Source organism: Phycisphaerales bacterium, from assembly GCA_040221175.1.
GTDB lineage: Bacteria > Planctomycetota > Phycisphaerae > Phycisphaerales > UBA1924 > JAHCJI01.
Genome location: JAVJVK010000004.1, coordinates 104,535 through 130,444, shown reverse-complemented (window position 1 = coordinate 130,444; position 25,910 = coordinate 104,535). Strand labels below are relative to the sequence as shown.

At 65.3% G+C, this 25,910-nt stretch carries 18 protein-coding genes; 13 read left to right on the top strand and 5 right to left on the bottom strand.

The features are described 5' to 3' along the window. Window positions 1–12 precede the first annotated feature (12 nt). Window positions 13–1,935: a tRNA uridine-5-carboxymethylaminomethyl(34) synthesis enzyme MnmG gene (gene mnmG, locus RIE32_02715; protein MEQ9095156.1), complete on the top strand. Its 1,923-nt coding sequence runs from the start codon at window positions 13–15 to the stop codon at window positions 1,933–1,935. Between the two features lie 2 nt (window positions 1,936–1,937). Here mnmG and RIE32_02710 read toward each other — a convergent pair whose 3' ends face one another. The 3 genes from RIE32_02710 to rpsB all read right to left on the bottom strand — a co-directional run bounded on the left by RIE32_02710 (window position 1,938) and on the right by rpsB (window position 4,312). Then, entirely contained in the window at window positions 1,938–2,522 is a 585-nt protein-coding gene (locus tag RIE32_02710) for a hypothetical protein (protein MEQ9095155.1), read from the bottom strand. 22 nt (window positions 2,523–2,544) lie between these two features. Next, the gene (gene tsf / locus RIE32_02705) at window positions 2,545–3,360 is read right to left on the bottom strand and encodes a translation elongation factor Ts (GenBank protein MEQ9095154.1); all 816 of its coding nucleotides are present in this window, start codon (window positions 3,358–3,360) and stop codon (window positions 2,545–2,547) included. Window positions 3,361–3,466: 106 nt separating this feature from the next. Further along, window positions 3,467–4,312: a 30S ribosomal protein S2 gene (gene rpsB / locus RIE32_02700; protein ID MEQ9095153.1), complete on the bottom strand. Its 846-nt coding sequence runs from the start codon at window positions 4,310–4,312 to the stop codon at window positions 3,467–3,469. Between the two features lie 363 nt (window positions 4,313–4,675). Between rpsB and RIE32_02695 the strand changes: the two genes are divergently transcribed. Genes RIE32_02695 through RIE32_02685 form a run of 3 tightly spaced genes read left to right on the top strand, consistent with a single transcriptional unit; the run spans window position 4,676 to window position 6,964 of the window. Then, on the top strand, window positions 4,676–5,269 hold the full coding sequence (locus RIE32_02695) for a thioredoxin family protein (protein ID MEQ9095152.1): 594 nt from the start codon (window positions 4,676–4,678) through the stop codon (window positions 5,267–5,269). A 59-nt stretch (window positions 5,270–5,328) separates the two neighbouring features. Then, on the top strand, window positions 5,329–5,979 hold the full coding sequence (locus RIE32_02690) for a YceI family protein (protein MEQ9095151.1): 651 nt from the start codon (window positions 5,329–5,331) through the stop codon (window positions 5,977–5,979). A gap of 4 nt (window positions 5,980–5,983) precedes the next feature. Then, window positions 5,984–6,964, top strand: a complete 981-nt coding sequence (locus RIE32_02685; GenBank protein ID MEQ9095150.1) for a hypothetical protein — start codon at window positions 5,984–5,986, stop codon at window positions 6,962–6,964. Here the strand turns inward: RIE32_02685 and RIE32_02680 are convergent. Together RIE32_02680 and RIE32_02675 are read right to left on the bottom strand one after the other, a co-directional pair. After that, a complete protein-coding gene (locus RIE32_02680) occupies window positions 6,958–8,571 on the bottom strand; it encodes a pseudouridine synthase (protein MEQ9095149.1) in 1,614 nt (537 codons plus the stop codon). The genes RIE32_02685 and RIE32_02680 overlap by 7 nt on opposite strands. A gap of 89 nt (window positions 8,572–8,660) precedes the next feature. After that, window positions 8,661–9,419, bottom strand: coding sequence for a phosphopantothenoylcysteine decarboxylase (locus RIE32_02675; protein MEQ9095148.1), 759 nt, complete (start codon window positions 9,417–9,419; stop codon window positions 8,661–8,663). Between the two features lie 230 nt (window positions 9,420–9,649). On the opposite strand from RIE32_02675, the gene RIE32_02670 reads away from it, so the two are divergent. The 9 genes from RIE32_02670 to RIE32_02630 all read left to right on the top strand — a co-directional run bounded on the left by RIE32_02670 (window position 9,650) and on the right by RIE32_02630 (window position 25,886). Continuing rightward, window positions 9,650–11,368 (top strand): ATPase, T2SS/T4P/T4SS family, encoded by a 1,719-nt coding sequence (locus RIE32_02670; protein ID MEQ9095147.1) that lies wholly within the window; start codon window positions 9,650–9,652, stop codon window positions 11,366–11,368. Between the two features lie 58 nt (window positions 11,369–11,426). After that, complete coding sequence (locus RIE32_02665; protein MEQ9095146.1) at window positions 11,427–12,578, top strand: type IV pilus twitching motility protein PilT; 1,152 nt, start codon at window positions 11,427–11,429, stop codon at window positions 12,576–12,578. Between the two features lie 158 nt (window positions 12,579–12,736). After that, window positions 12,737–14,494, top strand: a complete 1,758-nt coding sequence (locus RIE32_02660; GenBank protein ID MEQ9095145.1) for an ATPase, T2SS/T4P/T4SS family — start codon at window positions 12,737–12,739, stop codon at window positions 14,492–14,494. 61 nt (window positions 14,495–14,555) lie between these two features. Beyond that, a complete protein-coding gene (locus tag RIE32_02655; protein MEQ9095144.1) occupies window positions 14,556–15,836 on the top strand; it encodes a type II secretion system F family protein in 1,281 nt (426 codons plus the stop codon). 148 nt (window positions 15,837–15,984) lie between these two features. Then, the gene (locus RIE32_02650) at window positions 15,985–16,860 is read left to right on the top strand and encodes a hypothetical protein (GenBank protein ID MEQ9095143.1); all 876 of its coding nucleotides are present in this window, start codon (window positions 15,985–15,987) and stop codon (window positions 16,858–16,860) included. Next, window positions 16,857–17,975: a prepilin-type N-terminal cleavage/methylation domain-containing protein gene (locus RIE32_02645; GenBank protein MEQ9095142.1), complete on the top strand. Its 1,119-nt coding sequence runs from the start codon at window positions 16,857–16,859 to the stop codon at window positions 17,973–17,975. The genes RIE32_02650 and RIE32_02645 overlap by 4 nt, the downstream gene beginning before the upstream one ends. A 2-nt stretch (window positions 17,976–17,977) precedes the next feature. After that, window positions 17,978–19,180 carry a hypothetical protein gene (locus tag RIE32_02640; GenBank protein MEQ9095141.1) on the top strand — a complete coding sequence of 401 codons (1,203 nt, stop codon included), beginning with the start codon at window positions 17,978–17,980 and terminating at the stop codon, window positions 19,178–19,180. Then, window positions 19,177–21,108, top strand: a complete 1,932-nt coding sequence (locus RIE32_02635) for a hypothetical protein (GenBank protein ID MEQ9095140.1) — start codon at window positions 19,177–19,179, stop codon at window positions 21,106–21,108. Before RIE32_02640 ends, RIE32_02635 begins: the two co-directional genes overlap by 4 nt. Before the next feature lie 53 nt (window positions 21,109–21,161). Continuing rightward, on the top strand, window positions 21,162–25,886 hold the full coding sequence (locus RIE32_02630) for a hypothetical protein (protein MEQ9095139.1): 4,725 nt from the start codon (window positions 21,162–21,164) through the stop codon (window positions 25,884–25,886). Window positions 25,887–25,910 lie beyond the last annotated feature (24 nt).

The following is a 25,910-nucleotide window of genomic DNA, read 5'->3' as shown; positions in this document are numbered from 1 at the left end:
ACACTTCGCTCGATGACGACGCCGTCGAAGAGCCTTGGGTATCAGGTCATCGTGATCGGCGGTGGACACGCCGGCGCTGAAGCCGCGTGGGCCGCCGCCAATTTGCTTGGTGGCAACCGAACGGTGGCCCTGGTGACACTGCGCGTAGACACCATCGGGGCTATGAGCTGCAACCCGGCCATCGGCGGGCTGGCCAAGGGGCAACTGGTCAACGAGATAGATGCCCTTGGCGGGCTCATGGGCCTGGCCGCCGACGCCACGGGCATCAACTTCGCCCTGCTCAATCGCAGCCGCGGGCCGGCCGTGCGAGGCCCGCGTACCCAGAGCGACAAGCTGGCCTACCCGCGGGCCGTCCGTGCCATGCTGGACGCCCGCTCGGAAATCGAGATCATCGAGGCCGCCGTCGAGAGCTTCGTCTTGGAGGGCGATCGGGTGGTGGGGGTCCGGCTAGGGCCCGGGACGGGCGAGAACCGTGCGTTCCCGAGCGAGCTTCGGGCCGGCGCCGTGGTGCTCACGACGGGCACGTTCATGCGCGGACTCATGCACACGGGCGAGGAAAAGTCTTCCGGTGGACGCTACGGCGAAGCGCCGTCCGTTGGCATCTCCGCTGAACTCTCCAGGCTTGGCTTCGAACTTGGCCGCTTGCGCACCGGCACGCCGCCGCGGCTAAAGAAATCGACGATCGAGTGGGACCGCTTGGAAGAGCAGCCGCCCGATGAGACGCCCGAGCCCTTCAGTGCCTTAACCCCTCTGCCCGGGCAACCTGGCGGCTGGATGGTCGGAGCAGTGGCTGCGCCGCAATTCCCGGTGCTGACGCCCACGCCCTGCAAGAAGACCAGCACCGCGCCGGAGGCACACGAGTTCGTGCGGCAGAACCTGCACCGGGCGCCGATGTTCCGGGGCGACCTGGCGCCCGGCCCACGCTATTGCCCGAGCATCGAAGACAAGGTGCATCGCTTCGCCGAGCGGACGTCGCACACGGTGTTCCTGGAGCCCGAAAGCCTCGAGAGCGACTGGGTCTATTGCAACGGCATCGCCACCAGCCTGCCGGCCGACGTGCAGGAGGTGGTCGTTCGCACCATGCCCGGCTGCCAGGACGCGCACGTCTATCGCTGGGGCTACGCCGTCGAATACGACATGGTCCGTCCGCACCAGATCGAGGCGACGGGGCGAACGAAACGCTACGAGGGCTTGTTTCTGGCCGGGCAGATCAACGGCACCAGCGGCTACGAAGAGGCGGCGGCACAGGGCTTGGTTGCGGGCGTCAATGCGGCATTGCTGGCAACGAATCGTGAGCCAAACTTCGTGCTCGGCCGCGAGGAGGCGTACATCGGCGTGCTGATGGACGACCTGGTGACACGCACGCCCGTGGAGCCCTACCGCATGTTCACCAGCCGGGCCGAGCATCGCCTGCTGCTGCGCAGCGATAACGCCGTGGAGCGGCTGACTCCCAAGGCGATCGAACTCGGGCTGCTGGCGACCACGGACGTCGGCCGGCAACGGGCCGGAGCGTACCGAGCCCGCACGGACGAGGTGGACGCACTGCGAACCGCCGTGGCCGCCGCACGCGTCGAGGGGCATCCCATGGCCCACGCCTTGCGTTGGCCGCAATACAACGATGCGCAATTCGAACGAGACGTCGCCGCTCAGGCCGGTCGATCATTCGATCCGCGTGTGCTCAGGATGGTCGCCGCCGAGCATCGCTACGAGCCGTACATCCAGCGGCAGGCGAGCGAGGTGAAGAGGCAGCGCGAGATGGAGCGCCGGCGGATCCCCACGCACGTGGACTATACCGCCATGACCAGCCTGCGCACCGAGGCCCGCCAGTCGCTGGATCGCTTCCGACCGGCGACATTCGGCCAGGCCTCCAGGCTCGAGGGCGTCACGCCCGCCGACCTGACGTTGCTGGCCGTGCTCGTTGCACGCCAGGCCTGAGATCAGTCTCGCTGGCGTCCTTCAATGATGGCCGTGAGCACGCCGATGGCGATCAGCATCAGGTCGTCGAGTTGATCGTGGTCTTCGAGAACGGCGATGCCAAGCTTGAAGACGAACGGGTTGAAGTGCTGCCGGAAGATGGCGATCTCGCGGCCGGCCATGTCTCTCAGGTGAAACTTCTGGGGCATGAACGCCGCAGCGGCATCGATGGTCCGCCGGAGCAGCGCTCGGATGGTCGAGTCCTCCTGCAGCGTTCCGATCTGCCCGCCTTGTTCGTCCAGCACGAGCCACTCGTCGCGGACGAAGGTGCTCTTGAGGCCCTTGCGACGCAGCGAGCCGATCGACTGACCGCTGGGCAGCCTGACGTCGTAAGTGGCGCCGAAGTCGATGATCTGTCGGGCCTTGATGCGGAGCAACTCGCTCTCGCGCGTGCGATCGGTGTAGAGGACGATCTCTTCCTTGAACCGGAACAGCTTCTGGCGGCAGTAGCCGACCATCTGGCCTTGCTGGTCGGTAATAAAAAACTGCGGGACAAGGTCAAAGACCTTGGCCCGGATGGTGTACTGCTCTTGGGTTGAGGTGGCCATGGCGGCCGATGCTAGGGCTGATTCAGTCTTGGGCGGTTTCGCCCACGACCCAGCGCTCGAAGTGCACGAGCTTGCCCTTGGAACCCACCAGATCCTTGATCTTGGTGCTCGGGTCCTTCACGAAGGGCTGCTCGACCAGGGCCACGGTCTCGAAGAACTTCCGCATGCCGCCTTCGACCATCTTCTCGGCGATTTCCTGGGGCTTGCCGCTCTCCATCGCCTGCTCGAGTCGGAACTTGCGCTCCTTCTCGATCAGGTCCTGGGGCACGTCGTCGGGGTTCACGCCCGCGGGGGTGGGCACCGCCGCGACGATGTGCATGCAGATGTCCTTCATGGTGGCTTCGTCGACGTCGCCCTCTGCCTGCAGCAGCACGCCCGTCTTGCCATCGTGATGGATGTACGAGGCGAACTTACCGCCATGGAGGGCCTTGCCGCGGGCGAAGCTGATGTTTTCGCCAGTGGTGATGCGGATCTCATCAAGCGTGCCGGCGGCCGACTCGGGCAGCGAGACATCACCCGCGGGCGCGTCCTTGGCGGCCTTGGCGATGTCCTGGGTCATCTGCACGAACTTCTCGTTCTTGGCGGTGAAGTCCGTCTCGGCCCGCAGTTCGACGATGGCTGCCTTGTCGCCGTCGATGGCCACGCCGATGCGGCCCTCGCCCGCGGCGCGATCGGTGCGGGTCTCCATCTTGCCCTTGAGCTTCTTGCGCAGCAGTTCCTCGGCGGCGTCCTGATCGCCGCCCGCTTCGGTGAGTGCCTTCTTGCACTCCATCATCGAGAGGCCCGTCTTCTGACGCAGCTTCATGACGTCCTTTGCGCTCACTTCGACTTGTGCCATGCTCAGTCTTCTCCGGCTCGGTAGGCCGACCCCAGATCAGGCCGGCGGGTGTCTCGTGGATTCGTGTCGATCTGCGATGCGACGAGGCACATCGCAAACGAGTCGCTCAGTTCTCGGTGGCGGTCGCGGCGGGCTGATCGGCCTCGCCCTCGGGCGCGGGAGCAGGCGCGTCGGCCGAGTACTGAGCACGGCGGCTGCGGCGGCGGGGCTGCTCGGCGCCGCTCTCGTCCTTGTCGCTGGCGGCCTCGCTCACGCTGCGGCCCTGCTTGCCCTCGGCTACGGCCTTGCACAGTTCGCGGATGATCACGTCGATCGACCGCATGCTGTCGTCGTTGCCGGGGATGGGAATGTCCACCACGTCCGGGTCGCCATCGGTGTCAATGAGGGCGATGGTGGGGATGCCAAGCTTGCGTGCCTCGCGGATCGCGGTCATCTCGCGCTTCACGTCGATAATCATCAGGGCGCCGGGCAACTTATCCATGCCGCGCACGCCGTCGAGGTTGCGGCGGATCTTGGTCATCTCGCGGCGGAGCTGGCTCTCCATCTTCTTGGAGTAGCTGGCGAAGTTATCCTCCTGCTCGATGGCCTCGAGTTCTTCGAGCCGCTTGAGCCGCGTGCGGATGGTGCGGAAGTTGGTCAGCATGCCGCCGAGCCAGCGCTCGGTGACGCAGTGCATGCCCACGTCCTTGGCCCGCTCTTCGAGGATGTCCTTGGCCTGACGCTTGGTGCCTACGAAGCACACGTCCTTGCCCTCGGACACCGTCTTGGCCAGGAACCGCTTGGCCAGCAGCAGGCCCTTGACGGTTTCCTTGATGTCGATGATGTGCAGGCCGTTGCGCCGGTCGTAGATGTAGCGGTTCATCTTCGGGTTCCACGCGCTGGAGCGCTGGCCGAAGTGGATGCCCGCTTCGATGAGATCCTTGACCAGGGTGTTTTCGTGATTTTCGGCCATCGGTATGAGCCTTTCGTGCAGCGGCACCGGCGAGAGCGTGATCCGAGCCCCTGTTCGACACGAGCCGAAATCGGGGGTGCCCCGCCAAGGGCGCTTCATAGAGATTGACCGGATCCCGGTCGCTCCCAAGACAAGAATCGCCGGGTCCCAAACCGTCAACACGCCCAGGAACGAACAGGGCAGTCTACAGAGGATTGGGGTTTGCCCGCGTCGGCACGCTCGGACCACCATGCCGAGCCAAAGTATAGCCATCGGCTCCGTGTCGTCCCGGGGTCAGTTGCGGGCGATTTCTTGCTCGGATAGGGCCGCCATACGCTGCACGAGCCCGCTCGGGCCATGCCAACCCGCCACGAGGAGATCCCCATGCCGCCCGTCGAATCAACCATGCTGCCCCTGGGCTCGAAGGCCCCGCCGTTCTCTCTGCTCGACTACTCGGGCCAGAATCCACCGGGTACGGTGGTCGATCTGGAAGCCTTTCGCGGGGCCAAGGTCCTCGTCGTGGCCTTCATCTGCAACCACTGCCCGTTCGTGAAGCACATCATGGATGAATTGGGGCGGTTGGGCCGCGACTGCACGCACAAGGGGGTCGCCTTCGTGGCCATCATGCCCAACGACGTGGAGACCCATCCCGATGATGCCCCCGAGCGCATGGCCGAGGTCGCCCGCGAGAACGGATTTGTGTTTCCCTACCTTTACGACCGGGATCAGTCGGTCGCCAAGGCCTATCAGGCGGCCTGCACGCCGGACTTCTTCGTGTTCGATGCCAACCACGAGTTGGCCTACCGCGGCCAACTCGACGACAGCCGCCCCGGAAGCGACAAGCCGGTGACCGGTCGGGATCTCCGCCTTGCCATCGAAGCGGTCATGAACGGCGAGCCGATCGACTGGCCCCAGAAGCCCAGCATCGGCTGTTCCATCAAGTGGAAAGCGGGCAACGAGCCGGAATACGCCCGCTAGGCCACTGGTTCCACGGTCTCGCAAATTCGATCCGGAACACTCCCTGGAGGAAACCAAGCATGCATCTCAGCAAGATTCTGGCCCGCGTTGGCCTTGTTGGCGTAGGCGCGGCCGGCGCCATGGGCGTCTCGCTGTTCCTGAACAGCCCCGCACCGTCCACTCCGGTCGCCAGCATTGCTCCGGCCTCCTACGAGGCCGTGGCCGCCAACGGCGAGATCGACAGCGTGCACTCGGGCGTCGTGTTTCGCATCATGCACGTCGGCGCGTCGCCCTTCCATGGCATGTTCCCAGGCATCGAGGGCACCATGGTGGTCGACCCCGAGAACGCGGGCGAGTCGATGATCGACGTGACCATCGACGTCAGCCGCGTCTGGACGGGCAATAACAGCCGCGACGAGCACCTGCGCAGCGCCGACTACTTTAACGTCCGTCAGTTCCCCACCAGTACCTTCAAGGCCAGCGGCGGCAAGGCCAATGGCGACGGAAGCGTGACCGTCGACGGCGAACTCACGCTCCTGGGCAAGACGCTTCCCGTCTCGGCCATCATTCGAAAGACGGGTGAAGGTGACTTCCGCACCCAGCGCCGCGTCGGCTACGAGGCGACGATGAGCTTCGAGCGCAGCGACTTCGGCATGACCACTTCGATCGACAACGGCGGCCTGGGCGATACGGTCGACCTGACCATCTTCGTCGAGGCCACCAAGCAGTAATCGCATGGATCCACGCATCAACGCCGCAGTCTTTGGCGGCGTCGTGCCGGGGGTCATCGCTACGCTCACGCTCATGTTCGCGGGCGTGGCGGTTGCTCTACGGCGCGGCCCGCTTCCCCCACGAAATCTCGAGCCCGGGCGAGTCGTTCGGCCACGAGGCGTGCTGGAACGCCTCATCACGGCGATGGCGACGCTCGTCGTTGGTGGTGGGGTGGTCTGGTCGATGCGTCTGGTCGAGACCTACGACGGTTGGTGGCCCCTGAACGTCAACGTCAGGACGCCCGCCTTGGTAGGCATGGGCGCCATCGCGGCAGCCTTGGTCGCCGTGGGGCCGGGTCGCTGGTGGTTCTCGTTGCCCGTATGCCTGCTCGGCGCCGCGAGCATCAGCTATGGTATCCGCGAACCGCTCCACTTCACGGAGAATCTGCCGCTCGACATGCTGCTCGACGTGCCCGCCATTGGCGTGTCGGCCTTCCTCGTGCAGGTGTTGATCGATCGCGCCTGCAACCTCGATCGTTCGATGCTGGTCCGGCCCTTGCCGATCGTGGCGTTGGCGGCGGTGCTCGGGGCGGTGCCTGCGATCATCTTCCATTTTGGGATCAGCGTGTCGTCTCAGCAGGCGGCCGTGGTGCAGTCGGTACTCGTCTCGGGTGCTCTCGTGCTCGGGTTGCTTGCATACTCGGCCGGCCACGTTGTGCTGCGCGGCGTGGGGGTGCTGGCAACGATGGCCATCGGCGTGTGGATGCTTCTAGGTCGGACGCTCGGCTCGCCTTTGCTGGCTGAGTGGGCGATCGCCATGCTGCTGCTCGCCGCCGTTGGCTGCGGGATCGCGGCGTTGGTTTTGCCCAGACTGAAGCGATGGTGGACGCCGCCCTTGCTGGTGTTCGTGTTGGTGGGCAGTCCCTTGCTCACGGCGACCTTGGTCCAGCGAGCCGCGTTCAACGAAAACAAGAGCGCGTACTCCGATGAGGACTACGGCTACTGATCTTCGGCCTTCGTTGCCAGGCGTGCCCGCCATGCCAGGAAGAGCGGGATCTCGCGGCGAGCCCGGTTTTCCTCGTCGGCCCGGGGCCCCGGCTCGCTCTGCCGCTGGCTGGGCCACTCTTCGATGGCCTCGATGACGAAGCCACACCTCGAAAGCGCCGCCACGTAGGCTTGAAGCGGGCGATGATGCGTGGTCGTGGTGACCGGTTTGCGTCCACGGGCGGCGGCGCCGGGGTTCATGACGATCGGGTGCGCGTATGGCGTGAGATAGCCATCGACCCGCCGATACTGGCGTTGCTCCGTCCTGGGTGAACGGCCCGGCCCCTGCGTTTCCCGATCGTCCCACTGCCAACTGGTTTGCCCGGGCGCCCGAAACGCCGGATGCAGCACGACTGCCACAAACCGCCCGTCCGGCGCGAGCGTGCCTGCGATACCTCGGAACACGGCCTCGATCGTGTCGATATTCATCAGCGCCATGATGCACGCGGCCGCGTTGTATCCCGGCTCGAGCCCGAGCGACTCGAGTTGCCGTGCATCGCCGGTGAGGTATCGCTCGAGCCCGCCGGCACGCTTTACGGCGGCATCGATCAGCCGCCCCGACGCGTCCACGCCGGTCACGCGCACGCCAAGTTGCGCCGTCGCCCTCGCCAGCACTCCCTCGCCACACGCCACGTCGAGCAGTTGCTCGCCCTCTCGCAGGTCAAGCAGCCGCAGTGTGCCTGGAATGATGACCGCCGAGTGATGATCGCTCTGGCCTTCGCCCACGAGTTTGTCGTACCACGCGGCGACGTGGTCCCAGCCCCTGGCCGCGGCCTGCTGGGGCCTCGGGCCGGCTTCCTTGGGCTTCTCGATCGATTCCTCTGGCGCCTTTTCTCCTACCAGCGTGAAGAAACGGGGTGGTGGGGGTGCCTCGAACACGAGCTTCTGCCCTGTCTGCGGATGATGAAGCGTGAGCTTGCTCGCGTGCAGGCACAAGCGAAAGTTCTTGTTCTTCTTCTCAGCCGCCGAAGGCTCGGGACCATATAGCCGATCGCCCAGGATCGGATGCCCCGCGTGGCTGAGCTGCACGCGGAGTTGATGTCGCCGCCCGGTCTCGAGCCGCACGGAGACCATGGCGCGTCCCTTGCCCCGGTGGAGCACTCGGGCGTGCGTCACCGCGTTGCGGCCTGTCGTGGATGTCGGTGGCGCGACCAGAACCTTGCGGTGCTCGGGGCCATCGAGCAGTTGGTCGGCCAGCGTGTGCTCGCCCTTCCAGTCGGGCACGCCGTGCACCACGGCCGTGTACTCGCGCTCGACTCGGTGGGCGCGCAGGTCTTCTTTCAGCCAGGCGTAGACCTCGGGCGTGGTGGCAAACAGCAGCAGGCCGCTCGCGTCCTTGTCCAGCCGGTGCACAACCCAGATCCGCGCATCGGGGCGCGTGTTCTTCAGCCAGCGTTTGACGTGCGCGAGCACTGATTCACGATTCGGGTCCTTGTCGGCAGTCACGATACCGGGCGGCTTGTCGACCACCACGATGCCATCGTGTTCGCCCAGGATCGTTGGTCGAACCTGCGGCCCACGGCTCTTTGGGCTCGTGCCGCGAACGTGCTGTCGTGGTCGAAACTCCACGTGGCGAGATGGGTCCGACCGCGCGGGCTTCTGCTTGGGCTTCCTATTGGCAGAACGTTGGCCGCCCGATGGCTTGCGCGGTGAAGGGCTCACGATTCGTCACCTCGGGCGGTTGCCCATAAGCCCAGGGCCACGTCGATGAGACGTTGGGCGAAGTCTTCTTTGGACAGGCGGCCCGGGGCCAACGCCGGCGACCCGTCGGCAAAGAGGATTGTGGCGTCGATGCCGGCCGAGTCCATGGTGGCCAGCGGATTCAGAACGATCGCATGGCACCCCTTCCGCGCCATCTTCGCCAGGGCGCGTTCCTGGCTTGCGACGTCGTCCTCCAGGGCGAAGCCGATCGCCACGCTGCTTGGCTTCAGCTTGGGCGTCACCATGGCCAACAGGTCCGGCACCGGCTCAAGCGTGAGCGTCAGGGCATCACCCGTGCGCGGGAGCTTGCCCGAGTGCACACGAGCGGGCCTGAAGTCTGCCACCGCCGCGGCCATGATCAGCACATCGCAATCCGGGGCTTCCTGAAGAAGGAGGCTCTCAAGATCCCTGGATGAACGGAACCGCCGGACGACCAGCGGCGAATCTGGTGCCTGCTCGGGATCGGCATTCGCCAGATCCGTTTGGCTATAGATAGGGTCTTGCGTGGGCGTTTCTAGGGCGACCGGGCCCAGGAGCAGCGTTGTTGGAGCAGACCTCTGCATGGCTGCCTCCGCCAAGGCGATCCCCAGTCGTCCCGAAGAGCGATTGGCGACGTACCGGACTTCGTCGATGGGCTCATGCGTCGGCCCGGCGGCGATAAGTACCGACGGCGGGGCCGAGACACTTGGATCGAGCGATGGAGCGCGCGTGGGCATGAGACCTCACCAGGAGCCAACGATGATGGCAAGGCCAACCGTAGGTTCGGCCCTGGTTGGGATGATGCAAAGTCGCGCGCCCTCGCCCCAGCGGGGCCCTGAGGGCGTACGCTGTTCGGAATCACCGGCGGGCCAGTCGGCTCGCGCGGGGCTGTCACAGACTCCACGCCCGAGCGGACGCGACGGAAAGGCGTTCGACTTCGGGGCTTAGATCGGGGCACATCGGCGTTATGGCACGAAATCGCAAGAAGCTTGGTGAGATCCTGGTGGCCAACGGCGTGGTCAGCCAGGAAGACATGGATAAGGCCGTCGGCATTGCCAAGGGCTCTCGACGCCGCGTCGGACAGGCCTTGGTCGAGGCGGGATTTGCCACCGACGAACAGGTCGCCCAGGCGCTGGCCGAGCAGTATGGCGTGCCGTACGTCAATCCCAACGATCCGGCGACCAAGGAGACCGTGCAGGTCGACCTCATTCCCAAGGAGATCGTTCGCAAGCACATGGTCCTGCCCGTGGCCAAGGACGGCGGCCGCCTGAAGCTCATCGTCTCGGATCCGATGGATCTGGAACTGCAGGACATGCTGCGCTTCCGGCTGAACCTTGAAATCGATCCTCTGCTGGCCTCCAAGACCGCCATCCGCAACTTCCTGGAGGGAGGCGCCGAGAACGGCCAGACGCCATCGGCCCCCAAGGAGCAGGCCAAGCCGGGCGAGAAGGGCTTGGTGACCGATTCGATCGATCGCTCGGTCGACCGCTCGGTGGACAAGTCCATCGACGTGGCGTCCGAAGACGCGCCGATCGTGAAGCTGGTCAATCGCATCCTGAGTGAAGCCGTCCGCATGCGAGCCAGCGACGTCCACATCGAGCCGATGGGAGATCGGGTGCGACTGCGCTACCGCATCGACGGCGTGTGCATCGAACGCGATAACCTCCCAAAGCGCATGCAGAACTCGCTGCTCAGCCGCGTGAAGCTGAGCGCCGGCATGAACATCGCCGAGAAGCGCGTCCCCCAGGACGGCCGCATCAAGCTGCCTGTCGACCAGACCGACATCGACTTCCGCGTGTCGGCATGCCCGACCTACCACGGCGAGAGCGTAGTGCTGCGTATTCTCCGGCCCGACGCGGTTCGAATCGGCCTGGAGAACCTGGGCTTCGAGAGCGACAACCTCGAGGTCTTCAACCGCATCATCCGCCGACCCAACGGCATCTTCCTGGTGACCGGGCCCACCGGTTCGGGCAAGACCACCACGCTGTACTCGGCCCTGGACGTGCTCAACCGACCCGACCGCAAGATCATCACCGCCGAAGATCCCGTGGAGTACAACTTCGAGGGCATCAACCAATGCCAGGTGCGTGAGTCGATCGGCCTGACCTTCCCGGCCATCCTGCGAAGCATGCTCCGCCAGGCGCCAAACATCATCCTGGTTGGTGAGATTCGCGACCGCGAGGTGGGCGAGATCGCCATCCAGGCCGCCCTGACCGGCCACCTGGTATTCAGCACGCTGCACACCAACGACGCCCCGAGCGCGATCACGCGTCTGATCGACATGGGCATCAAGCCCTTCCTCGTAGCCAGCTCCATCCAGGCCGTCATGGCGCAGCGACTCATCCGCATGTTGCACCAGCCCAGCAAGGTGCTCGACGACAACCCCGATCCGAAGTTCCTCCACTTGTGTGGCATCAAGTCCGGCGAGTGGGAGGGCAAGGTCTACAAGCCCGGATCATCGCCCGACGTGCCCACGGGCTACAAGGGCCGGAAGGCCATCTTCGAGATGATGCTGATGAACAGCGATCTTCGGGAGATGGCTTTCCGCAAGGCGCCCGTGGCCGAGCTCCGCGTCGCCGCCATCAAGAGTGGCATGAAGACGCTGACCGAGGACGGCAAGCGCAAGATTCTCAGCGGGCAGACCACGCCCGCCGAAGTGGCCCGAGTGACCCAGACCGCAGAATGACGAACACCCCCGCGAGCCGCTGTGACTAAGCGGCTCGTTCGACCTGAGGAGACCATCGATGGCCTCATACGATGATTCGGGCGACCGTGCCAGTGGCGGCGCCACCGTTCAGATCGACCGACTGCTCGATACCGTGGTCCGCACGGGCGCGAGCGACCTCCACCTCACGGTCGGCCGCAAGCCCACCGTCCGCCTGCACGGCGGGCTGAAGAACCTGGAGACCAAGGTCCTCGATTCGGACGACATGGTCTCGCTCATGAAGTCGATCACCCCGGAACGCAACCAGCAGGAAATCAACGAGATGGGCGGCACGGACTTCGGGTTCGGCTACGGCGACGCCGCCCGCTTCCGAGTGTCGATCTTCAAGCAGCGCGGCGACTTGGCCCTGGTGCTCCGCCTCATCCCCAACGAGCTGCTTACCTTCGAGCAGATCGGCTTGCCCGAGGCCGTCCGCGATCTCAGCCGCCGCCCTCGTGGCCTGTTCCTGGTGACCGGCCCCACCGGTTCTGGGAAGACCACCAGCCTCGCGACGGTGCTGGACTACATCAACACCTACTACGACCGCCACATCGTCACGATGGAAGACCCCATCGAGTACTTCCACTATCACAAGAAGAGCGTGGTCAACCAGCGTGAGGTGGGCAACGACGTGCCCAGCTTTGCCGAAGCCCTCCGCCGCGTGCTCCGCTCCGACCCCGACGTGATCCTTGTCGGCGAAATGCGTGACCTGGAGACCATCGAGGCCGCTATCCGCGCGGCCGAGACGGGCCACTTGGTGTTCGGCACCCTTCACACGACCGGCGCCGCCAAGACCATCGACCGTGTGGTCGACGCCTTCCCTGTGAGTCAGCAGAACCAGATCCGAGTCCAGCTCTCCACGGCCCTGATCGCCGTGCTGAGCCAGGCGTTGCTCAAGCGGGTCGACAAGCCCGGCCGGATCGCGGCCTACGAGTTCCTCATGGTGACGCCGGCCATCGCCAACCTGATTCGCGAGGGCAAGACCTTCCGCATCGATTCATCGATCCAGACCGGTGCCAAGTTCGGCATGCAGCTGCTGGATGACCACCTCTGGAACCTTTACACCAAGGGCATCATCAGCGCCGAAGAGATGGTTGATAAGGGCAAGGATCCAGGTGCCCTTCGAGATCGTGTGCACCAGGCAGGCAAGACGATCGGTCGTCCCGAGCTCGATGAGGACGATGTCGGCTGAACTCAGTGTAAGCATTTTGTATGATACTTAGGCATATCAGGCGATTGATTTGGCCAAGTATCCATGTGTCTAGAATAGAATTGTCCCGAGAATCATCGGACTTCCTGGCATCATCGCATCGAATCGGGCGAAGATATCGATAGCCCCGGACGTGCGGGATGTCGGGACTCCTCAAGGACTTTGGCATGGCCACAACAAATCCCGAAGAGCTGAAGGGCCGGAAGATCGGCCGCGTGCTCACCAAGATGGGCAAGGTGTCCCGGGAGCAGGTGCACGAAGCTCTCGCCATCCAGCGTACCCGCAAGAAGAAGATCGGCGAAGTGCTGGTCGAACTCGAGTACTGCACCGAAGCGGACGTCCAGGCAGCTCTGGCCGGGCAGGCCGGCATGGCCTACGTCGACTTGGCGGGCAAGGAACTCGACGAGGCGACCGTCGATTCGGTGCCCGCCGAGAGCGCTCGGGCCTACGGGATCGTGCCCATCGAGTACAACCAGACGGCCCGTCGCCTGAAGATCGCGATGAAGAGCGCGAACAACTTCCGGGCGGTGGACGACCTTCGCCTGCTCTTGGGCATGACGGTGGAAGCGGTTGTGGCCGATCCCGAGCAGATCGACGCCCTGCTGGCCAAGCACTACACCAAGAGCGAGTCGGTCGTCGATGTGGTCAGCAACCTGGCCAAGGACACCAAGTTCGATGCGCTGGCGGGCCACAGCAGCGACTCGATCGACCTGGACGCCATCGCAACGGCGGCCAGCGACAACCAGGTGGTCAAGCTCCTGAACCTGGTGCTGCTGCAGGCCATCAAGGACAAGGCTAGCGACATCCACTTCGAGCCGTTCGAGGACGAGTTCAAGATGCGGTACCGCATCGACGGTGTTCTCTACGAAATGGTGCCGCCGCCTAAGCACCTCGGGCCGGCCATCACCAGCCGCATCAAGGTTATGGCGAACCTGGACATCGCCGAGCGGCGTTTGCCGCAGGACGGCCGCATCGAGTTGCAGGTGGGCGGCAAGCCCGTCGACCTGCGTATCGCCGTGCTTCCGACCATGCATGGCGAGAGCGTCGTGATGCGTGTGCTGGACCGATCAAACGTCGAGCTGAACCTGGAGCGCATCGGTTTCCGTGAAGACGACCTTTCGCGCTTCCGGGCGCTCATCGAGAAGCCCAACGGCATCGTTGTGGTGACCGGGCCCACCGGTTCGGGCAAGACCACGACGTTGTACGCGGCTCTTGCCGAGTTGAACCGCATCGAGACCAAGATCCTGACCAGCGAGGACCCGGTCGAGTACGACATCGACGGGCTGTGCCAGGTGCAAGTGAACGACGACGTCGGCCTGACGTTCGCCAAGGCGCTGCGCAGCTTCCTTCGTCAGGACCCCGACGTGATCCTCGTCGGCGAGATTCGTGACCTCGAAACGGCCCAGATCGCGGTGCAGGCATCGCTGACGGGCCACTTGGTGCTGAGCACGCTGCACACCAACGACGCACCCAGTTCGATCGTGCGTCTGGTGGACCTGGGCTTGGAGCCGTTCCTGCTGACTGCGACGATCGAGGGCATCGTGGCCCAGCGTCTGGTTCGCAAGATCGCGCCCTCGGCTCGCGAGGCGTACGAGCCCAGCGAGGAGGAACTGATGGAACTGGGCCTACGTCCGTCGGACGTGGCAGGCAAGACGTTCTATCGGCCGCGGAGCGACGCGGAGTACGGCGGATACAAGGGCCGCATGGCGCTGTTCGAGATCATGACGATGGATGACACCATCCGCGACATGGTGATGCGGGAAGAGAGCCTCAACCTCGTGCGAGAGCACGCCCGCAAGCGGGGCATGCGTTCGCTCCGCGAGAGCGGCCTGCTGGCGATCTACGAGGGCCAGACCTCGATCGACGAGGTCGTTCGCGAGACGCTGGTCGAGGAGTAGGGCCCAGGGGGTTGAGACACGAATCGCCGCGGTCGATGCCGCGGATCAGGAGTTCGAAGGCATGCCAACGTTCACGTACGAAGCTCGCGACGCCCAGGGCAAGATGCGCAAGGGCACCCTGGAAGCCAACACCGACGAAGAGGCGATCGGCCGGCTGAAGAGCCAGAGCTTGTATCCCACTTCGGTGCGCGAGCAGAAGGTGAAGAAATCCGAGGGCGCGGAAGGCCCGAAGGTCAAGAAGAAGCGCGGTGGCGGGATCGTGCTCTTCGGCAAGGTCAAGAAGAAGCAATTGACGCAGTTCACGCGTCAGTTGTCGACCCTGCAGGACGCGGGCCTTCCGCTGCTCCGGAGTCTTCAGATCCTCGAAGGCCAGGCCAAGCCCGGCCCGCTGAAGAACGTGCTGATCGACCTGACCGACGAGGTGCAGGGCGGCTCCAGCCTCTCGGAGGCGATGGGCCAGCACCCCAAGGCGTTCGACCGCTTGTACGTCAAGATGATCGCGGCCGGCGAGGTCGGTGGTGTGCTCGACATCATCCTGCAGCGCCTCGCCGAGTTCATGGAGAAGGGCCAGCGACTGAAGCGTCAGATCCGCGGCGCCCTGGTGTATCCGCTGGTGGTGGTGTTCGTGGCCGTCGTCATCCTGGTGATGATCATGGTCGTCATCATTCCGCAGTTCCAGAAGATCTTCGAAGACTTCGGCGTGGAACTGCCCTGGCTGACGATCTGGCTGACCGACACGAGCATGTGGATGGCCGGCCGCCAGCCCGGCCAGGTCGTGCCCGGCGCCGTGATCTTCGTCGGTTCGATCATCGCCATTCCCTTCGTGTGGAAGCTGGTGCGTCTGGCCAAGCCCGGCCGGGCGCTCACCGACCGCATGGTGCTGTGGACGCCGGTGATCGGCAATGTCAGCCGCAAGTCGACGGTGGCCAAGTTCACCCGCACGCTGGGCACGCTGATTTCCGCTGGCGTGCCGATCCTCGAAGCGATCCGCATCACCGCCGATACGTCGGGCAATGCCGTGTTCGAGAAGGCGCTGCTGCGGGTGCACGACGCGGTGCGCGAGGGCGAGAGCTTCGCGGTGCCGCTGCGCGAGAGCAAGACCTGCGAGCCCATTGTGGTGAACATGGTGGACGTGGGTGAAGAGACCGGTGAGCTGGACGTGATGCTCATGAAGGTTGCCGACAACTACGACGAGGAGGTCGACGTGGCCGTGAAGGCCGCGCTGTCCCTGCTCGAGCCGATCATGGTCGTGCTGATCGGCGGCATGGTCGGCACCATCGTGATCGCGATGTTCCTGCCGATGGTGGCGATGATCGAGTCGCTCAACGGCGGGGGCCTGTAAGCCTGTCGGGGCTACGTGCCGGCGCGGGGCGGCTTGGGGAGGGCGCCTTCGCGTCGGCACGCCCCGGCATTTTGGGGGAGGCGGGCATGCACGCCCGCGCATCGATTCGGTCGCGCCAATGCCGCGACGACGAGGAAGGAAACGGCCGATGGCAGCACAGCTTCGCACATCCAGGACCGCCTCGCGATCGGGTTTCACCATCGTCGAGCTCGGTGTGTCGATCCTGGTCATCGCGATCCTGATTGGCCTGCTGCTGGTGGGCCTGAACCAGCTCTCGCGGTCGGCCCAGAGCGGGGCCGAACGCGCCAATGTCATTGCGATGCGCATCGCCATCGAGTCGTTCAAGAACGACTTCGGATTTGCGCCCCCGCTCGTGAAGGACGGATTGACGTATCCCGGTGGCACGCCAATGACGTCACCCTTGGTCAGCATGAGCGGGAGCAATTTCGTTGACGTATACCGCACCGACGTGGCTTCGGACGTGCAGTTCCTGCAAGGCAACGTCTCGGGCATGGAGGACATGCGATTCAGCGTCTACAGCCTGCCGTACTACCTGATCGGCGTCCTGGAGGCGGACTATGACGGCAAGGACGGCGTGGGCTTCCGCGAGCCGGCTCGCGACGGTACGTTCCGCAAGGCGGGTGGCCGCTTGACCGACCCGCTCTTCGACGCCGCCGGCGACGCCGATCGTCTGGTCGAGGTCGACGCCCAAGAGGGACGATTCGAGCTTCGCGACCGCAACGGTATCGCCTACCGGTACTACCGCTGGCTTCCGATCGAATCATCGGCGGCCACGGACGTGACCGACTTGCGTCGCGTGCCCAGTCTGGTCGGAGATCCCGAAGAGAACATCGAGCTCCGCGACGCCGAGTACGCGATCGTGGCGGCGGGCCCGAACCGCGTGTTCGGCGATCTTGCTACCGAAACGCGTGAGCAACTCGAAGCCGAACTCGGTCGGGGGCTGACCGACGCGGAACTCGAAGCGGCCGGCCGCGCCGACAACATCGTGGAGGTGGGGCGATGAGAACGCAACGCGTCCATCGGGCTCATCGGCTGCGTGCGTTCACGCTGGTCGAACTGATCCTGGTGATCATCATCATCCTGATCCTGGCGGCGATCGCCATCCCGGCTTATGCCTCGCTGACGTACAGCAGCAACCAGAGCGGGGCGGCCAACGCCGTGCAGGCGGCGCTTCAGAGCGCCCGCGAGGCGGCCGTGCGCGCCGGCTCGGGTCGAGATGCGGCGGCCGTGTTCCTTCTCGGCGAGGATGGTCGCGTGCGGGTCGTCGTGGCGCAGGTCGAAGCAAGCATCCTGGATAACGCCGGCGGCGCGGATGTTCAACGGGACATCCTCGTTCCTTCGCCGGGCGTCGAGGTCGTGGTCCTGCCGCGGAACTGGTCGGTGCGTGGCTACGCGAAGTCGACGGCGCTCTCGACGGCCGGCGGGGTGCTGCCCGACAACGCCGGCTGGTACGAAGACACCTACCAGGGCGCCGACCGCGATCTGGGCCAATGGGTGTTTCCCGAGACGGCGTTCTATGACGAGACCTCTGGCGACAACGGCGACAAGCGGCAGTCCTTCATGGTGCGCTTCGAGGGCGGCACCGGTCGGTTCCTGAGCTCAGCGACGAGCAAGGCGCTGTACGTCGATCCCGCGCCGACGCTGGCGTTTCGTGATCCCGGCACGCCGCCCTGGAACCTGTACCGCGTCGATCGAGAGGAGAATCTCGGCCGATTCGTGCGCAAGGTGCTGGCCGATCCGGCGCTCACGCAGAATCAGCGGCGCCAACTGCTGGGCGACGTTTCGACCGACACCGTGCTCGTCGGGCCGGTGAGCCAGATCGCCGTGTACAACGAGAAGCGACTGGCCAATGCCATCGGCGCCGACGGGCTGAACCGCCGCACCGACACGCTTTACAAGCCGGTCGCCGGTTCGGTAAGCGGGCCCGAGTACGACGACGCCATCTTCGGTTCGGTCATGCCGGCGGAGATCAATCTGAGGATCGGCCTCTGGATGCGGGCCAGCGATCAGGCGGCAGGAGCGTTGCCGGCTTCGGAAACGTCCGATGCGCGGATCTTCCTGGTCTCGCGATACCTTGGCCAGCCCGTCGAAGCGCCACGCCTGGCGGAGGGGAATTGAGCATGCCACGGCGAACCACGAGTGCATATCAACGCCGACGCGTTCGCGCCCTGGCGGCCTTCACGCTGGTCGAGGTGCTGATGTCGATCTTCGTGCTGGCTCTCGGGCTGCTCGGGCTGGGCGCTCTTATTCCCGGTATCATCCGCGAGCAGCGTGTCGCATCGGATCGCACGCTGGGCATCGTCGTCGCCAACGACGCCAAGGCCTATCTGAATGCACGGGCCGACCTGCTGCGACTGGGCCTGCGTCCCGCTGCTGGCACGGGTCTGGGCACGGGCACCGGCCGCGATTATGGCTTCGGCGCCTGGCTGCTGGATGACGCCTGGTCCGAGACGTATACGTGGGATCTCAACTCGATCGATGCCAGCATCTATGAGGACGAGGGGCACGTCGTCATCGGCGACCGCGTGAACGGCGTCGATCCGGCCCGCGTTCCGCTGGCCGATCGGCTGTACCCCAGCCCGGCTTCCGATCTTGATGCGCCGCAGTTCGTGTGGGATTTCGTCGCTCGCCGGCTTCCGCCGACGGATTCGGAAGGCTTTTCGCTCCTGGCCGATTCGCCCTACACGCTGACGCCCGCCACGCCCGAGCAATGGCGCGCGGGACTCGAAATTGCCGTCTTTGTTCGGCGCGTGGACACGGGCATCCGCGTTCGGCCGGGCCAGACCGCGTACGGCCTGATGCTGGGCTTGTCCGGCAACCCCGTCCTGCCCGTGGGCATCAGCGAGACGGGTGCCCTCACGGGCGCCGGCGCCGATACCGGGCAGAGCCAGATCTATGCGCCGCCCATGACGCTCCGGGCTGAGTACGACGGCATGCGGCCGACAGTCCTGCGGCTTGAGAATGACACGCTCAGTTCCGGCGTTGAGCCGGCGCCGATGGTCACGCTGGCCAACAAGTTGCAACTGGCAAGCCAGGTTGGTCAACAACTGGTGGACAACCTCGGCAACGTGTACACCGTGGAAGAGACGATCAACTCCGGCGGTGGATTCGTCGAGGTGCGCGTTCGTCCATCGGTGTCGGGCTGGATTCCCGCGACGTCGGGTGGCACGCCCAGCTGGGACGACGAAGAAGCATGGACGGAGATCCGCCAAGTGGTGTTCGTGCCTCAGCCGCCGGCCACGGTGATCGTGTTCCGGGTAGGGATCGATCCCAACGAGATCGAGTCGCCCTCGGGTTCGGGGGCGGGGAGGTTGCCGCTGTGAAGAAGCTGATGCAAGCCAAGCGGAGGGGCGGGGCCAAGGCATTGGCCGCTGCCAGCGGCAGGGCGGCGGGCTTCACGCTCGTCGAGATGCTCGTCGCCGTGGGCGCGGTTGCGTTCGTGGCCGTGGGCATCGCGAGCATCTTCGCATCGGTGGGCGACACCGTGTCGCGCGGTCGGAGCGTGAGCGCCATCACGCAGTACGCAGCGGTGCTCGAGCGCCAGATGCGCGAAGACTTCGCTTCGATGACGCGCGATGGATACCTCATCATCCGGCATGAGTATGCCGACGAAGGCAACCCGGTTCCGCTGTATGCCGATCAACCGCTGAGCCAGTGGCGCGAGCGGCGCATCGACGAGATCATGTTCTTCATCGATCAGCCCACCGCGTCGGCCCGCGAGCCCTTGGTGCCGGGCTTCGTGCCCGAAGGTTCGAGCGCTCGCGTCTACTACGGCATCGGCCAGCGGATGCAGCCCGACGTCGACCCATCCAGCACGTATGCCCAGCCAGACGTGATCACGGTCAATCGTGTTCCTGACACCACGTCGGGCCACCTGCCCGGGGCAACGACGCCCGGCAATGCGAATCGCTTTGCCAACCAGTGGACTTTGCTTCGTCACTCGACGGCGCTCGTGAGCGTGGGCGGCGGCATCGCCGATGCGCCGTTTGCCGCCGGTCCATACTCGGATCCGGCCGTCTGGCGTGACAACCGCTTGCAGGCAGGGCTCCAGCCCGCCGCCGAGAGCATCTTCCGATCCATCAATGCGCTGGATTACTCGAGTTGCCCCATCCTGTTCCCGCTGGCCGAGACGATCCGTGAGACCGCGGGCGTCAGCGATCGAAACGTCAGCCCCCGGTTCGAATCGGGCCTGGTCGACGTGGCAACGACGAACCTGGAAGAGATCCGCGGCATCGTGCAGTCGTCGGCCGGGTTGCTCGTTGACGCGTCAGGCACTCCGGTGCAGTATGCGTACCTCTCGCCGGCTCAGCTGACCGATTGCTCGTTCTACATCGGGCCGAGCAAGGTGGTGGGGCCCGTGGGGGTGCAGCAGGCGTGGATGCTCGACGGCATGCCCGCGCCCAGCCATCCCGTCCAGATCGATTTCGATCCCGCCCAGTTCCTCGATCCCGGTGTCGAGCCCACGTATCGCGCCGTGAACCTGACGACCGATCAGGTTGCTCGCATGCGCTACGAGCCGTCTCCGCCGGACCTTCACACCGCGCTCGCCGATTCGGTGGCCAACCCCGTGCGTGGCGCCATCCGCTTGGCCGATCAGAACGCCCTCGCGTCGTCCGGTTTTATCCCACGCGTGAGCGAATTCATCGTCGAGTGGAGCTTCGGCAAGACCGACGACGATGGCGAAATGATCTGGCACGGCGCCGAACGTGGCATCGATTACGACAACGACGGAACCGATGACAAGACGGTGTTTCCGTATCCACGCTACGACGAGGACGTCCGAGGGACGGTTCCGGACCTCGCCGGCTCGTTCTTCGTGCCCTACCGCCTCCAGCAGTCCTTTGGCTCCGGGGTGACCGGCGTCGGAGACCAGCCCCGCCAGTTTACCGGTGTTCCCCGGCTCGGCCAGCCGCTTGCAACGTTCCTTACGGGCGATTTTGCCGACGCGGGCGATACCTACGCAAGCTATCCGGTGATTCCGGAGGTGGTGCATGGCGTCCGCGCTTCGTCGCTCGGCGGCGGTGGCGGTCCGAACTCGGTGGTGTCGTACTTCGGGTACACGCTGCCGTTCTTCGACGCTGACGATCCCGACGGCGACGGCAACCTGGCCGACGCCGCGGTCGACGAAACGCTTGACTGGCCCTGGCCCGAACTCGTTCGCGTCACGGTGACGCTGACCGATCCGGGCGACGAGACCATCGAACGAACCTTCCAGTACGTCTTCCCCACACCGGGCAACCCGGTGCGATAACTGGAGCGAGCGCCGCCGCGAGGCGGCAACACGCAATCGGGGAGGGAATGGACATGCAACGCATGCAGATGAACATGGGAGCAACCAAGGCCCTGCGGGCCGCGAGCGGCAACCTCGCTGCGCGACGCGGCTCGACGCTGATCCTCGTCGTGGCGACGCTCGCCCTGCTGGCCGTGCTGACCGTCGCGTACGTCAGCATCGGCGGCGGCGATCGCCGCTCGGCCCGCACGACGACGCGAGCAGCCGAGATCGATCGGCAGGCCCAGCACATTGGCGATTACCTGGTCAACATCGTTGGCGACGACGCGCTTTCGGTGTACTTCGAGGGTTTCGATCCGTCGGGCGAGCCGGTGCTGATGACCGAGGCCGTCGATATGCCCCGGACCGATCCGAACCGCACGTTCGATGGCCAGGCGCCCGCCGGCTCGACGCCCGAGCCGCAGACGAATTACTATGGCCTCGCGTTTACGCCCACCGGTTCGCTTCCGCCGCTGCGCACGAGCGACTCGCCGACGACCGCTGCCTCATCGCTCTTCAGTGATCTTCGTCCCTTCGGCCCGAGCGATCCTTTCCTGGCCGCCAGCGAACCCACGTACATCCGCGGCTCGGGCGATTCGTTCAGTTCGCCGGCCTACCTCGATCGTCGTGACTGGGCGAAGATCTCGAACGTCGGTCCCAACGGGCTGTTCAGCAATCTCTTCAACATGCGGGGCAACTTCGACGCCCCGGCCGGTATTGGTCCGGGGGAGATGAGCGATCCGAACACGATGTTCGTGACCGATCGGAGCGGCAACCCGACCCGCAGCCTGGTGTACGGCGGCTCGGCCCAGCCTGCTGTTCCCGCCCACTTCGACAGCCTGCAGATCGGCGCCTTCCGGCCGATCAACTTCGACAATGGCGCGGGCGTCAGTGACCCGGAGTACATGCCGTACATGTGGGCCGACGCCGATGGCGATGGCTTCTTCGATTCGCGGTGGCAGGAACTGGCGGACGTCACGGTTATGGGGGCGCCGCGATCGGTCATTCCCACCGAGGGCCAGCTGCGCTGGTACGTGGCCGCCCGCATCATCGACCTCTCTGGCCGCGTGAACGTGAACACTGCCCGGGGGTTGTTGCAGCCCCTCGCGGCGGGTGGTGGGTACGACGGTGCGCCGACGAATGCCGACCGTCTTGGCGCTTCGCCGGCCGACATTGATCTGCGTCGTGTGCTGACGATGGAAAACGGCTGGGTGGTGCACAATTCGTTCCTCGATGACGCGCCACAGCCGTCCGGCGGCGCACAGGATTACTCGGATTACGACAACTTCGGCATCGCTCAGGCGTTGGGCGAGCAGGGCTTCTGGGCGCTGCGCCGTGTCCTGAGCGGCGAGCAGCCGCCAGCCGGCCCGCTGACGCCCGGCCTTGATCCGCAGATGCCTGACGAACGCCGCACGGAGTACAGCGAGCTGCGCCGTCAGGGCGGAGACATCCTGCGAAATGACAACGAGGGCGCGTACCGGCAATATGGCTTTGGCCTGGAAGACCTGGCCGACCTGCTGGCCTTTGAAGGCCTGAACAATCCTCAGAGCCTTTCGAGCCTCGAGCGAGCCGTCGGCGGCCGAATCGCCGTGCCCGATGACAACCTGAGCCCGCTGCGGGAGAATCGCTCGCTGCAAGTCGAGCGCGACCTGTCGGACCCCGACGCCGCGCTTGCGCAAAAGCACCTGAGCGTCCGGCAGAACTTGACAACGCTCAGCGGAGGCATCCCGCGGGTGCCGGCAAAGATCCGGTATGCCGCGGCGTCGCCTGATGCACTGGACGTCTTTACCAGCATCTCCTCGCTCCCCGACAGCACGGTGGCGGTGGATCCTGCCAGCGAGAACCCGACGGTGCTGCAGGATGGCTACCGGCTGCTGCAACTGGCGGCGCCCGCCGACCTGCCGACCTCTGGCGCCACGGCCGAGATCTCGGCACGGCTGCGCCGCAACGCGCACCCCATCTTCCGGACGTATGCAAACGCCTTAATCCCCTCGGCGAGCGAGGCTGGTGCATGGGCGCCGCCGCCGGGTAACCCGTGGCAGACGACCTTCTACGGCTTCGACCACCTGTTTGCGCTCCGGACCGCGGCGCACGCGGTGGCGAACACCATCGACTTGTTCGATGGCGATGACGTGCCCAGCGCGTTCACCCTGCTGGTCAACGGCGATGGTTCGGCCCGGGCAACCATCGAAAGCAATCCCACGGTTCAGGACGTCTTCCCATGGTGGAGCCAGCCCGAGATGCTCGGCTCATCCTCGCCTCCGGGCGTCAGCGGCCGCCTGGACTTCGGCGATGAGCGCCTGCCCCAGGGTGGCGAGACCGGCGGCGTCGAAGCGATGAACGTATATGGGCTGGAAGTCCATCCATTCATTACCCAGGTGTCGCTGTACAACGTCTTTACGGATGCCCCCAACTCGGCCGGCGGCGACATGGAGTACGTCCCGCCGTCGGGTCCGGGCGGTGGGCCGATCTTCGGACCGGGCGGTGGCGGTGGCGCCCAACCCATCACGATTGACTTCGATACCAGCACGTCGAACCCCGACTTCGTTGGTCAGGTGTTTGCCGTGCAGTTGAGTAACCCCTACACGACCGACATCGTGGCGAGAGACGATCAGTTCTTCGTGCGATTCGGTGAGCTCGGTGGACCGGTGTCCAGCCCGCAGTTGCCCGACGGCCTGGAAGTGCCGGTCGGCACGCGCATTCCCGCTGGCGGCAGCGTGGTGCTGTACGTCGACACGCAGGTCAGCAGCAACGAGCGGTTGCCCCAGCGGGCCGCGGCCGGTGCTGCGTCGTTCTATGCGGTCGACCCAGGCGACGTGAATGCGTGGCTCAACCTGCACCTGACAGACGACCCGAATACCAACGCCATTCGCTTCGATGCGGACTTGTCGGGCATCGATGACTTCCTCTCGGGGCCTCCCGGTGGCGTAGCTGCCGAGTCCGATGCGAATCGTGAGGTCACGCTGTGGACTCGGCTCGACCGCGTGGCCGTCGGTACGGATCCCAATGCCTTCACCGATGTCATGCTCGATCGGATCTTCGATCCGCAGCCCTTGACCGATCGACCGACGCTCGATCGTCGGCCGCCGGCGACCAATACGGACGTCGACTCGACCGTGGCCGGGCCCGAAACCGGCACGATCGCCGAGGCACTGGATAACACCGGTTTTTCACTGGTGACATGGGGCACGATCACCCGCCCGGTTGGCTCGGTGGCCGCGCCGCGTGGCGCCCTGCCCGCCTACGTGCTCGAGAAGCCCTTCATCGAAATCGGTAACTCGCTGAACGGCGAGGCCGTCGATGCGTTGAATCTTCCCAACGGCCTCACTGCCGGATTCTCGCTCAACCGCGGCCAGTTCGTGGGCGGTGGAAAGTTGATCAGCGCCGAGCGTGCGCTCGTTGACATCTTCGATAATCCCGGGGGAACGAAGGGCTCGGCCGCCCAGATCCCGACGGATATCGTGCTGCCGGTCGACGACGCGATGCATCGTCATCGACTCTCGATCACGACCGGAGAGCATCCCGATGGATTCGGCTTCGACGAGCTCTACGTCAGCCCCTTGCGCAACGACAATCGGGGTCGGTTGGATATTTCCGCATCGCAGTCGACGCGCATGCTGCGCCCCGGCGACTTCCTTGGAGCGCCCGCCGTCGGCCCGGTGCAGATGCCGGCAAGCTTCAACGGGTCGGTCGATCCGCTTGACCTGGATTGGTTCACCACGGGTGAGTTGCTGACGCTGGCCCTCGGCTACGACGAGGCTCCGTCATCCAATGCGCCCTTGTACTATCCCAGCCTGCCCGAGAACACTTTCAGCGTCCTCGATCGCGGCCACCTGTCGCTGAACCTTCCCGCCCCCTTCGTCGATCGCGATGGCTCGGGCAACTTCAGCACGGGCGATGAGCGTCGCGGCCTGGGCGTGCCCCACGCGATGGCAATCACCAGCAACATTACGACGCTGGAGGTCCCCGTCAACACGCGGACGCCCATTGCCGGCCTGGTGAACCTCAACACCGCCACGGAGATCACCACGAGCGTGCTTCCGGGCCTGACCCCAACCTACGAGAGCACCATCGATCCCACGCTCGCGTGGATCAACGATGGTACAACGTCGCTCCACGACTATCGCTCCGACGTGGCTGCCGGCATCCGGTCGTATCGCGACAAGTCCGGGGTGCTGCCTCGTGAAGGTGCGGTCGTCTCGTTCTTTGGCCCCGCGGCTCAGGGAGAGCGCGATCCGGATGATCTGTTCGGCCGCCAGGATACGACCGGCATCATCGGACTGCGCGAGCACCCTGGGTTGCTTTCGATCGGCGAGATGCTGGCCGCGGACACGATCCCAACCGGTGGCCCGATTCTCGGTCCGTCGACCTATGCCCGGCCGCACATGATCCGTCGGCTTGGCCAGGACCAGCGCTCGCTCAACGTCGATGGCGTCGATGCCGTCCGGTACACCGCCGGCGGCGCAATCGATCAGGGCGTGAGCGGTGGCGGCTTCCTGGATGACGGCATCGCCGACGATTACGACGAGCAGTTGGCGCTCTACAACGGCGTTGCCAACAGCGTCACGGTTCGAAGCGACGTGTACGCCATCTGGTTCGTCATGCATGGCTATGCCCGCGAGGACGTCGAGGGGCTGCGACCGGATGACCCGATGGTCCCCTCGGTCTCGAGGCGATACCTGATCGTGGTTGATCGTTCCAACGTCAGGCGGGCGGGCGACAAGCCCAGGGTCCTGTTGTTCGACGAACTTCCGCTGTAGGTCGGTCGGGGGAGTCCGACCGCC

What these genes read in the sequence shown, in the direction of transcription:
- RIE32_02695 (MEQ9095152.1), top strand. Translation starts at nt 4,676, where the DNA reads ATGCCGCCCGTCGAATCAACCATGCTGCCCCTGGGCTCGAAGGCCCCG.
- RIE32_02655 (MEQ9095144.1), top strand. Translation starts at nt 14,556, where the DNA reads ATGCCAACGTTCACGTACGAAGCTCGCGACGCCCAGGGCAAGATGCGC.
- RIE32_02640 (MEQ9095141.1), top strand. Translation starts at nt 17,978, where the DNA reads ATGCCACGGCGAACCACGAGTGCATATCAACGCCGACGCGTTCGCGCC.
- RIE32_02685 (MEQ9095150.1), top strand. Translation starts at nt 5,984, where the DNA reads ATGGATCCACGCATCAACGCCGCAGTCTTTGGCGGCGTCGTGCCGGGG.
- RIE32_02675 (MEQ9095148.1), bottom strand. Translation starts at nt 9,419, where the DNA reads ATGCCCACGCGCGCTCCATCGCTCGATCCAAGTGTCTCGGCCCCGCCG.
- RIE32_02630 (MEQ9095139.1), top strand. Translation starts at nt 21,162, where the DNA reads ATGCAACGCATGCAGATGAACATGGGAGCAACCAAGGCCCTGCGGGCC.
- RIE32_02670 (MEQ9095147.1), top strand. Translation starts at nt 9,650, where the DNA reads ATGGCACGAAATCGCAAGAAGCTTGGTGAGATCCTGGTGGCCAACGGC.
- RIE32_02660 (MEQ9095145.1), top strand. Translation starts at nt 12,737, where the DNA reads ATGTCGGGACTCCTCAAGGACTTTGGCATGGCCACAACAAATCCCGAA.
- RIE32_02665 (MEQ9095146.1), top strand. Translation starts at nt 11,427, where the DNA reads ATGGCCTCATACGATGATTCGGGCGACCGTGCCAGTGGCGGCGCCACC.
- tsf (MEQ9095154.1), bottom strand. Translation starts at nt 3,360, where the DNA reads ATGGCACAAGTCGAAGTGAGCGCAAAGGACGTCATGAAGCTGCGTCAG.
- mnmG (MEQ9095156.1), top strand. Translation starts at nt 13, where the DNA reads ATGACGACGCCGTCGAAGAGCCTTGGGTATCAGGTCATCGTGATCGGC.
- rpsB (MEQ9095153.1), bottom strand. Translation starts at nt 4,312, where the DNA reads ATGGCCGAAAATCACGAAAACACCCTGGTCAAGGATCTCATCGAAGCG.
- RIE32_02710 (MEQ9095155.1), bottom strand. Translation starts at nt 2,522, where the DNA reads ATGGCCACCTCAACCCAAGAGCAGTACACCATCCGGGCCAAGGTCTTT.
- RIE32_02690 (MEQ9095151.1), top strand. Translation starts at nt 5,329, where the DNA reads ATGCATCTCAGCAAGATTCTGGCCCGCGTTGGCCTTGTTGGCGTAGGC.
- RIE32_02645 (MEQ9095142.1), top strand. Translation starts at nt 16,857, where the DNA reads ATGAGAACGCAACGCGTCCATCGGGCTCATCGGCTGCGTGCGTTCACG.
- RIE32_02650 (MEQ9095143.1), top strand. Translation starts at nt 15,985, where the DNA reads ATGGCAGCACAGCTTCGCACATCCAGGACCGCCTCGCGATCGGGTTTC.